Origin of the sequence: Sphingobium psychrophilum, from assembly GCF_012927105.1 — a bacterium.
Taxonomy (GTDB): Bacteria; Pseudomonadota; Alphaproteobacteria; order Sphingomonadales; family Sphingomonadaceae; genus Sphingobium; species Sphingobium psychrophilum.
The window spans coordinates 21,817-28,850 of sequence record NZ_JABBFV010000036.1 but is presented as its reverse complement, the minus strand read 5'-3'; the positions used below and the strand labels follow the sequence as shown (position 1 = coordinate 28,850).

Genomic DNA, 7,034 nt, shown 5'->3' with positions numbered 1-7,034 from the left:
CGCGAGTGGTATCGGTCCACATCGTTGATCCTTGGTAGTTTCGCAAAACCCCTGAATCAACGACAGGCCAGGCCGTCAAGCCAACCTGCTGATACCACTCAACTTAATTTCGGATCAGACACTAAGATTGTAGAGATCGGCGACAAGTTCATGATCAATTTATCCCCTGCTTGCGTTCCATTCGATCCTTCGATGTATCAAGCGCGCGCTCCGTGGAATGCTTCCGCGCTGCTTGCGCGGACCAATCCGTCAATTCTGTGGTTGAGCGAGCTACTGCACGATCGAAAGCGGCGACTATCCCGCTCGTGGTATTTGCGGACGCTGGCTCCTGCACCAAGAAGCGCTTGGCCTCAACGGGACGACGATCAGTAAGGTCAAACAGGGTTGCATCGCCTTCGATAATGACAGTGGGCGGTGCTTTTTCACCCCCATCTAGGGCATACCGTGCTTCGAATCGCTCGATATCAATCTGCAGCGCATGCGATGCCCCGGTGGCATTTCTGACGCCCGTCAGGCGCACGTCAGGTGCCCGCGCCGCATATTGACGCATCAGCGCCTGGGTGAAAAGATCGGGGACCGGCGCCACCCAACGAACCCCCTTAAGGTAGAGCGCACGTTCCCCCCGCGTGGTGAGCATGCGATCGCCCTCTACCTCCTGCGAGAACCGGGGGCGAAGCAGAGATACAGAGCGAGTCGGGAGCGCACCCTGCATCCCGGTGACGGACGTGGGCTCAACCACGCCAAACCTGAAAAGGTCAGCGCGCTCGCCGCCGCCTAGCAGGTTTCCACAGCTACCCAGCAGCAAGGCGCTCGACAGAAGTGCAAAAGTCCGATTCCTGGTTGATAATGTCACTTAGGCAACTCCAGTTCAGCACCCCGGCTTTTGGCCAGAGCTTCGCGGGGACTTTGTCGGATCCCGCGAATTAGCCCGTCCAGCGATTCAGCTGTTTCTTGCAAGGTCAGCATGGTCGCATTGATATTAGGGATCGTGGTCGTTCCGATATCGGCGCTTTGCGTGTCGAGTTTGGCGATCACGCCGCGAGCCTCATGAACTGCCGATTTGAGTTCGTTTGCCGCCTGGGAGATATCGGCGAAGGCGCGCTTGCCATCGCCATCGGCAATCTGCCGAACGGCCGAGGCCGCGCCCTGAATATCGTCAGCCGCCCGATCCAGTTTGGCGAGCGCGGAACCGGCATGGGCGAACATGGTCCGATTGGCCGCCAGTTCCGCCGTAGTCATTCGGACATCGCGAATGGCACCGCCGATGTTGGCGATATTACGATCCGAAAGGACCTTGTTCACACGGCTCAGTGCCTCGGTCGCGCTTGCCACCACCTGTCCTCCGCCTTGCAGCAATGAAGACATAGCGTTGGGCTTGCTGGCGATGACAGGCCGCTTACCGTGATCATTGGTCTTGAGCAGCGGCTTGCTCGGCGTGCCCGCGCTGATTTGAACGATGCTGACCCCTGAGATGCCCTGACTTTCAGAGGATGCGACCGAATCTTCGCGCACCGGTGTCCCGCGCGTCAGTTCGATATCCGTGATCACACGGTTGGGGTCGCGCTGGTCGAGGCGGATTCCGCCGATTTCCCCGACCTTGATGCCGTTGAACTGCACTTCGCCTCCAACGCTTAAACCTCTGACCGGCCCATGAAACACGATCTGGTAAGAATCACTTCCTTTGGCCGAACCGCCGAGCCAGACCACAAAAACAAGCGTGGCGATAAGCAACGCGATGGAGGCGGCGCCTACCAGAGCATAGTTGGCATGGCGTTCCATCAGCTTTCTTTCTCTTTTTTCGCGGCACGGCCGCGCGGTCCCAGAAGATAGCTCCGGATCCACGGGTGATCTGACCGTTCAAGTTCTTTGATCGTTGCAACAGCGGCGATTTTCTTGTCAGCGACAACCGCAACGCGGTCGCAAATCGCGTACAGAGTATCGAGGTCGTGGGTTATTATGAACACGGTGAAGCCAAGAGCATCCCGCAATGTTCTGATAAGATCATCGAATTCGGCTGCAGCAATTGGATCGAGGCCGGCAGTCGGCTCGTCGAGAAAGAGGATATCAGGATCCAGCGCGATTGCGCGGGCTACCCCCGCGCGCTTGCGCATTCCGCCAGATAGCTCGGCAGGCTTCAAGCAGCCTGCATCTTCCGGCAAACCAGCAAGCTTGATCTTCAGCCTTGCAAGATCGTGCACATACTCACGTGTAAGTTTCGTATGTTCCAGAAGTGGCGCCTCGACATTTTCTTGTACGGTGAGAAAGGAGAATAATGCGCCTTGCTGGAACATCACCCCAATCCGACGCTCGACTTCACTGTGCGCTTGCGGATCGCGGATGTCCTGCCCGAATATCTCGACGGATCCGCCATCGGGCTGCTTGAGGCCCAGGATGGTGTTGAGCAGCACCGACTTACCGGAACCCGATCCGCCAACCACACCCAATATCTCACCGCGCTTGACCTCAAGGCCGAGATCCTCATGGATGACCTTGTCGCCAAAAGCCGTGCGCAGGCCTTTGACGCGAATGGGCACGTCTTCGGCATCGGTTTCCACAAGCGCCCTCACAGATCGAGCGCCATGAAGATAACCGCGAAAATCGCATCGAACATAATGACCATGAAGATTGACTGGACGACCGCGGACGTCACATTTTGACCAAGGCTTTGGACGTCGCCGCCGACCATAAGGCCATGCCGACAGCCCGCAGCAGCGATGATCAGAGCCAGAAACGGCGCTTTGCACATGCCTATCCAGAAATGCTTAATGTCCACCGTTTCGAGCGTACGCTGGATGAAGAAGACCGGGCTGATATCAATCGTCACCCAACTGACCAAGAGTCCGCCAGCAAGACCGCCGATATCCGCGCAGAAGGTCATAAGAGGCATCATGAGAAGCGCGGCTAAGATGCGCGGGATTACCAGCGCATCGAAGCGGTCCACGCCCATAACCTGCATCGCATCGGTTTCCTGGTTCATCCGCATCGAACCGATCTGAGCGGCAAAGGAAGATGCGGAACGTCCAGACAGAAGGATGGCAGTGATCACCACGCCGAACTCGCGCAGGATGGCCACGCCCACCAACTGGATCGTGAACACCTCAACGCCAAGCGTTGTCAAAAGGTTGGTGCCAACGAGCGCAATGACCGCGCCGATGAAGAAGGTCATGATAAAAACTATCGGAAGCCCATTAATGCCCGCGTCCTGCATGAACGCGACAAGCGGCGTCATGCGCAGTCGGCGAGGATCGCCAAGGGTACGGCCGAGCGCCACAATAAGCTGCCCAGTGAACACCAGCATCTGGTAGGCGTCATCGGCGATCCCGACTACCTGACGGCCGAAGCGCTCGAAAAATCCCAGAACACCAGTGACGCCAGCCTTACCGGCCGTATCTTGTTCAAGGGCAGGTCGAACAAGGTCTATCAGCCTTTGCAAATCCTCTCTTTCGCCAAAGTCTATATCGGCGTCTGGAGCCATGGACCGCAAAAGCAGGAGGGCACCGGCAGTGTCGATCCGCCCCAGAGCAGAAAGATCGAGACGCTGCACGTCTAGACTCCCGGCCGACTGGGCACCCAGGCGCCCTGCCGCATCGCCCAAAGCAAGCGAAGTCCAGTCACCGCTCACATGCAGAGTCGGGCCGCCACCCTCGTCAATATGCCAATCTGCCGCGATCATCGCACTAGCAGCATGGGAATTGAGCAGCGGACGATTTCGGCTCCTGCTGGCATCAACGCCACGCAGCGCATATCTTGAACCTTGGCATGGTCAAGCATTGGGGTCTCACGATGATGATCGAGCAATGGCACGCCATGGGCCAAGAGGTGCCAGCTTCGTCGCAGTCATAACTTTATCCTCTCCCCTTGCCATGCCATCGAAGATTGAGCAAGGACATAACATATGGAACCTCAGGAAGTTCATTTGCGCGCACTCGCGACGGCCTTTGGCTGGACCTGGTACAGAATGCGGCGGCTGATCGACACGCACCTTGCGTCCCAAGGAGCATCGATGGCCCGTCTTAAGCTGCTGGTATATCTCGCCGAGCAACCCAGCCGCTCAACCGATATTGCAAGCTTCTTCGATCAGGCCCCGCGCACGGTAACCCAGGCGATTGACTGGTTGGAGCAGAATGATCTGGTCACGCGCTCGCCCGTTGAAGAGGACCGTCGTGTAAAGCTCGTGGAAATCACGGACGCAGGCAGGGCGATGCTGGAGCAGGCCCTGCCACTCTACGATGGCATTGTGGCGAAGACCTTCGGCAGCTTGACCGCGGAAGAACTGGAAGCATTGGATAGGGCGATCCTTCACCTCGACAAGGTCGTGGATCAACTCGAAACGCAAGCTGGCTTCCGCCGAGGTCGCGTCCCCACGCTCAAGGCACATAATGATGGCTGATCCTCATTTGATGGACGGGCCTGAAGCGGTCGCATTGAAGGAGCGGGAGCGGTTCGCACAAATCCTGCTTCTGTTCGGGCGACACGGCCTCAAGGGAATGGCCTCCCGGCTAGGTCTCAGACTGGGTGGTGAGGAACCATTTGATAGCGCTCGACCAGAAGCAGTCGTTGCGCTGCTGCAAGATATCGGTCCTGCAGCGGTCAAGTTCGGGCAGATTCTTGCAATGCGAAGTGATCTGCTGGAGCCCGATTGGATCGATGCGCTTTCGAAACTTCAGGACCGGGTTCCGCCGCTGCCGTTCGCCACCGTGCAACCACTTATCGAAGAGGCGATCGGCGGAACTGTGGAAAGCTATTTCGCCTCCTTTGAAGACGAAGCGATTGCGGCCGGCTCGATCGCTCAGGTCCATGCAGCAACGCTGCTCGACGGCCGGGACGTTATCGTCAAGGTCCGTCGTCCCGGGATCGAGCGGATTGTCGACGCCGACCTTCGGCTGCTGCGCCGCGTCGCCCGGATCGCAGAGCGCCGCATCCCCGAGATCGCGCGACTAAAGCCGGACGAACTGCTGCGCCACTTCGCTGAAAGTATCGATCGGGAAATGGACCTTGGCGCGGAAGCTCGCGCCAGCGATACGATCGGAGAGTATCTCAAAGCTTTCGGCGTGCGAACGGCTCGCTTTGACTGGGAGTTGTCCGGCAGGCGTGTCAACATACAGGAGCGGTTTCGAGGCGTTCCGGCAAGCAATCTGGAGGCGGCGCGGCAAAGCGACCTTGATCTCATTAGCCTCGCCAGCACCTATGCGCAGGCGATCCTCCACATGATCGTCATCAATGGTCATTTCCACGCCGATCCCCACCCCGGCAACGTCTTTTTCCTGGAGGACGGAACGCTGGGGCTTATCGACTTCGGAGCGGTGGGGACGCTTCTGCCACGACGCCGGGAAGAATTGGTACGGCTTGGCCTGGCGATCGCGGCGGAGGACACAGGCGGGGTCGTCGATATTCTGCTGCTTTGGGCGGGCGACCCTGATGTTGACCGTGTCAGGCTGGAAGAGGCCCTGGCCGAACTGATCAACCGTTTCAGCAATGTCCTGCTCGAGCAAATTGACCTTACCGACATTTTCCAAATCGTCTTTGCGATACTGCGCGACTTTCATCTCGCGCTCCCGCCCGATCTGGCACTGGTGCTCCGGACGCTGCTCACGGCAGAGGGATTTGTCCGGCGCATCGATCCGACATTCGACATCACTCGAGAACTGGCTCCGTTGGCAAAGGAACTGATGCGCGAGCGAACGAGTCCGGCGCGATTGCGTGGCGAAGCGGGCAAGCTGTTTGCAGCGCTTGGAAGAGCCGCCTTGTCAACGCCGAGCCTGGTGGGACAGATCGAGAGAGTTGCGCGTACCGGATCGATCACCGTCAGTATCGCACCCAGGGATCTTGAACGATTGCGCGGCGATGAGCGCAACAGCAGAGCCACTCCCCAGCTCTACCCCGCAGCATTGGGAATATGTGCTGCAATCCTTTTCGCCTCGGAACCGATCATCGCCGGGCTGCTGGCGGTGCTTTCCATTGCCCTGGCAATTGGCGAACGAGTGAAGCGGCGGTGATCACGTTCCAAATCTCGCGAAAATTAAAAGCTCATTTGTCGCGCTACCGGCTCCAGGATTTCTAGGTCACATGGAAACGCGTTCGAACTGGTTGAAGGTGAGCCTTGTTGTCGGCCTGCTCATAACCGCCGTCATTGGGTTCACCCTGTGGCTCATCCAGTCACGTGAGGCTGACGGGGCCACGTATGAGGTGCAGTTTAAACAATCGGTCGACGGCGTTCAAATCGGATCGGGCGTCAACCTTCTTGGTGTTCCCGTTGGGAAAGTAACCCAGGTCCGGCTCCAACCTTCAAATCCGGATACGGTCGTGGTCCGGTTCGTCCTTACCAAGGACATCTTACTCCATCGCGGCGTGACAGCGTCGGTCGATAAATCATTCTTCGATGGATCGGCAGAGATAAGCCTGGCGGGAAGCAACAAGCGTGAACCAGCACTTACAGTTCAAGCGGGACAGCCATTCCCGCTTGTACCAGTGAAGACCGGCGGCCTCCTCAGCGGCGACCTCAATCCAGGCGAGATGATCGCCAAGATATCGTCAGGTGCCGATAGCATCTCAAAGAAACTGGACCCTGCCGGTCAGCGATCCATCGAGGAACGTCTTGGCCAACTCGCGCTGCGCTCGCGGAACTGGAAAAGCGATGTCAGTCAAATCGCGGGGGAGGCCCTGCAGGAAGACAGGATCCATTCTCTAGGGAATGTAATGGCTCGGGCGGGAGACGACGCGGAGAGGCTTCGCCTGAGGCTCGAGGCATCGCGGGGCGGTCTTCACGACAGCCTCGGCCGGCCCTTGCATGATGCCGAAGGCAAAGCCCGGTCTCTGGGCCTATCCATTTCGCACGCACGGCCCCGGATCAGGCAATTGGAAGGGGATGCGCAACAAATCGCCGAAACCGCCCGCGCCGTTCGCGAACCAGTTCGACGCGTGGGCGATGCGGCCAAGAAGATTGACCGGGAAGGCGTGGGATCTCCCAAACTACCTGACTACCGTCCCACGACTGGGGAAAGGAAATAGATGATCGCGATCGACCGCTCAGGAAC

Annotated in this window: 7 protein-coding genes; 3 read left to right on the top strand and 4 right to left on the bottom strand. The window is 58.4% G+C overall.

Annotated features, from left to right (window positions below; genetic code table 11):
• Window positions 1-154: 154 nt before the first annotated feature.
• The 4 genes from HHL08_RS23945 to HHL08_RS23930 all read right to left on the bottom strand — a co-directional run bounded on the left by HHL08_RS23945 (window position 155) and on the right by HHL08_RS23930 (window position 3,673).
• Window positions 155-712, bottom strand: coding sequence for an ABC-type transport auxiliary lipoprotein family protein (locus HHL08_RS23945; RefSeq protein ID WP_235955281.1), 558 nt, complete (start codon window positions 710-712; stop codon window positions 155-157).
• A 137-nt stretch (window positions 713-849) separates the two neighbouring features.
• A complete protein-coding gene (locus HHL08_RS23940) occupies window positions 850-1,779 on the bottom strand; it encodes an MlaD family protein (RefSeq protein ID WP_024020666.1) in 930 nt (309 codons plus the stop codon).
• A complete protein-coding gene (locus HHL08_RS23935) occupies window positions 1,779-2,555 on the bottom strand; it encodes an ABC transporter ATP-binding protein (RefSeq protein ID WP_031309820.1) in 777 nt (258 codons plus the stop codon). The genes HHL08_RS23940 and HHL08_RS23935 overlap by 1 nt, the downstream gene beginning before the upstream one ends.
• Before the next feature lie 8 nt (window positions 2,556-2,563).
• Window positions 2,564-3,673 (bottom strand): ABC transporter permease, encoded by a 1,110-nt coding sequence (locus tag HHL08_RS23930; RefSeq protein ID WP_235955279.1) that lies wholly within the window; start codon window positions 3,671-3,673, stop codon window positions 2,564-2,566.
• 222 nt (window positions 3,674-3,895) lie between these two features.
• On the opposite strand from HHL08_RS23930, the gene HHL08_RS23925 reads away from it, so the two are divergent.
• The 3 genes from HHL08_RS23925 to HHL08_RS23915 all read left to right on the top strand — a co-directional run bounded on the left by HHL08_RS23925 (window position 3,896) and on the right by HHL08_RS23915 (window position 7,008).
• The gene (locus tag HHL08_RS23925; RefSeq protein WP_024020669.1) at window positions 3,896-4,390 is read left to right on the top strand and encodes a MarR family winged helix-turn-helix transcriptional regulator; all 495 of its coding nucleotides are present in this window, start codon (window positions 3,896-3,898) and stop codon (window positions 4,388-4,390) included.
• A complete protein-coding gene (locus HHL08_RS23920) occupies window positions 4,380-5,996 on the top strand; it encodes an ABC1 kinase family protein (RefSeq protein ID WP_235955278.1) in 1,617 nt (538 codons plus the stop codon). Before HHL08_RS23925 ends, HHL08_RS23920 begins: the two co-directional genes overlap by 11 nt.
• A gap of 70 nt (window positions 5,997-6,066) precedes the next feature.
• Window positions 6,067-7,008: an MlaD family protein gene (locus tag HHL08_RS23915; protein WP_169575410.1), complete on the top strand. Its 942-nt coding sequence runs from the start codon at window positions 6,067-6,069 to the stop codon at window positions 7,006-7,008.
• Window positions 7,009-7,034 lie beyond the last annotated feature (26 nt).

Coding starts and splice junctions, on each gene's coding strand:
- HHL08_RS23940 (WP_024020666.1), bottom strand. CDS start 1,779: ATGGAACGCCATGCCAACTATGCTCTGGTAGGCGCCGCCTCCATCGCG.
- HHL08_RS23925 (WP_024020669.1), top strand. CDS start 3,896: ATGGAACCTCAGGAAGTTCATTTGCGCGCACTCGCGACGGCCTTTGGC.
- HHL08_RS23930 (WP_235955279.1), bottom strand. CDS start 3,673: ATGATCGCGGCAGATTGGCATATTGACGAGGGTGGCGGCCCGACTCTG.
- HHL08_RS23915 (WP_169575410.1), top strand. CDS start 6,067: ATGGAAACGCGTTCGAACTGGTTGAAGGTGAGCCTTGTTGTCGGCCTG.
- HHL08_RS23945 (WP_235955281.1), bottom strand. CDS start 712: ATGCAGGGTGCGCTCCCGACTCGCTCTGTATCTCTGCTTCGCCCCCGG.
- HHL08_RS23920 (WP_235955278.1), top strand. CDS start 4,380: ATGATGGCTGATCCTCATTTGATGGACGGGCCTGAAGCGGTCGCATTG.